Genomic DNA, 2020 nt, shown 5'->3' on the forward strand with positions numbered 1-2020 from the left:
GTCTAGGGAAGCATTCGATATTCTTCGAGCACTTCAAGATGACAGTTTGACCTGGCTGGGCAACGTGCCTATAGCAGGTCTCGTTGAGCTTCGAGAACGCATGGAGCACGCGGAACTTCGCGAACAATTGAAGAAAATCACAACTCAGTTGACTGCGGCGGGTCCCGCCGAACTTGAAGCTGTAGCGCGGGAAGTCCGGCATGGGTTGGACTTGCTGATTCAGCGCCAGAAGAAAGCAATAAAGGACATCGAAGACAAATACTCACCGAAATACTGGGCTGCAGGAACAGGTAGCGTTATTGGAATCGCCGCCGGTGCAAGTATGTTTTTCATGCCAGCTCTCGCAGCTGCCGCCGGCGTTAGTGCTCCAATCGCGAGTGTGGTGGGTGCGATTGGTGGCGGAGGTATCGCGATGGCGAAGGACGCAGTCGGCCAATTTGTAGAAAAGCGCAGAGCACGAAAAAGTATGCTCGGTATCCTCGCAACGGCGCGAGCGACTTCAAAGTAGTACCGCACACGGAGCGGTGCCGACGCTTGAATGTCCGACCGACTACGGATCAGAACGGCGGCTTGTGGCCGATCGTGGCCTGCCGCCGCCCTGCAACGCGCGACTGGCGCAGATCGACCCACTTCGGTCGTTTACTTCCGTGTGGCCTCAGGGACCGCTTCCAAGGTACAACAGTCTTTCCGGGTGTGGACCGCGTCGGCACGTCCACAACCTGAGCAGACTCTTCAATGCCAATCTCGTTCAAGCGGAGCCAGGTTGTTTTTTCGCCATTGGGACAGCCCCATTCGCTGAGCGGTCAATACTGGAAGTACGTTGGCATGTCTCGGTCTGAGACTGTCTTGCTATCATCACTCTTCGCGGGGCCCACCCGACCGATGGACAAAATAGACCGATTGGAACATTGCTATGCTTTTCGCCCATATGGCAGCAGTAGAGGATCAACTCCTGGCCACTTCCAAAATACCGGCCAATAGTGGTCACTCCCTCCACAAAGGAACCCCGCGCGAAGCTTTCATCAAGGAGTTTCTGGAGGCGCACCTTCCATCTACCCTCGCGATAGGTTCGGGAGAATTGATTGACAGCGAATCGCAACCGTCCGAAGCAAGGCGGCAGTTCGATCTCGTGATATACAAGCGAAGTTTGCCCAAGCTCGATTTTGGGGGCGGCATAAGTGGTTTCTTAGCTGAATCGGTAATCGCTACGATAGAGGTGAAGTCCACCCTCGACAAGGCCGGTATGCAGCAAGCAATCACGGCAGCAAAGACCGCAAAGCAGCTTAAGAAGAGCGAAACATGGTCGTTTAGCAGCGGTTATGTTCCGCCGGCGATTCTGAGTTTTGTGGTGGCGTATGACGGTCCGCGGCAGATAGAGACCGTTCTCAATTGGATCACCGAAATAGAGGCGGCAGAGGGAATCGGCGGTCCGCGCCTTCCCATTGGTGAAGAAAGAATAAAAACACCCAGCCAATCGATCGACGGTGCATTCCTTCTCGGAAGAGGGTTCGTAACGTTTGATAATTTTCCCGTCGGCTTCCTTAATGATAGTGCTCGCAGTAGCGCTCCTGACACACGATGGGTCGCAGCATCAGCAACCCACGGTTCACTGTTGTGGTTGTTTCAAATGCTCACGCAAGCGTCTATGAACATCAACGGCACGTTTCTGAACATGGTTCCATACATGAATAAGCTCCGTGTGGGGATCAAGACGGGAGGCTAGCTGTTCTGCACGGCGAAGACCTTCGGGGCGCAGTTGTCCAATGCCTAATCTTTGCGCCCAACAACAGCGACGGTCGAGTGGCCGAATAGCCGATGGGGATCGGTGAAGAGACGTTAAAGCGACAGCATCAAGGCGTGGGTGAATGGCCGGAACTGGCGGCGGATTCAACCGGTCGATGCAACAGCTTGATGGAATCGTTCAGCCGGTGTATCGAAGTTGCGTGGACGTTCGTTGAGCCGTCGGGCAATGGCGTTGAGCTTGGCTTGCGAGTAGGCAGAGAGGTCGGTTCCTTTTGGG

2 protein-coding genes and 1 pseudogene are annotated in these 2020 nt (G+C 54.8%); 2 read left to right on the top strand and 1 reads right to left on the bottom strand.

The genetic code is table 11. From position 1 onward, the window contains the following. The coding region (locus tag ACFTWP_RS41600; protein ID WP_380270383.1) for a hypothetical protein at positions 1 to 508 on the top strand (508 nt) is incomplete at its 5' end. A 420-nt stretch (positions 509 to 928) separates the two neighbouring features. Then, on the top strand, positions 929 to 1723 hold the full coding sequence (locus ACFTWP_RS41605) for a DUF6602 domain-containing protein (RefSeq protein WP_380270384.1): 795 nt from the start codon (positions 929 to 931) through the stop codon (positions 1721 to 1723). A gap of 164 nt (positions 1724 to 1887) precedes the next feature. Here the strand turns inward: ACFTWP_RS41605 and ACFTWP_RS41610 are convergent. Next, positions 1888 to 2020: pseudogene (locus tag ACFTWP_RS41610) on the bottom strand (IS30 family transposase); the annotation flags it as partial.

The organism is Kitasatospora sp. NPDC057015, from assembly GCF_042673745.1.
GTDB lineage: Bacteria > Actinomycetota > Actinomycetes > Streptomycetales > Streptomycetaceae > Kitasatospora.

Bases quoted from the DNA above. Each gene is read 5' to 3' on its own strand.
- ACFTWP_RS41605 (WP_380270384.1), top strand. From the start codon at position 929: ATGGCAGCAGTAGAGGATCAACTCCTGGCCACTTCCAAAATACCGGCC.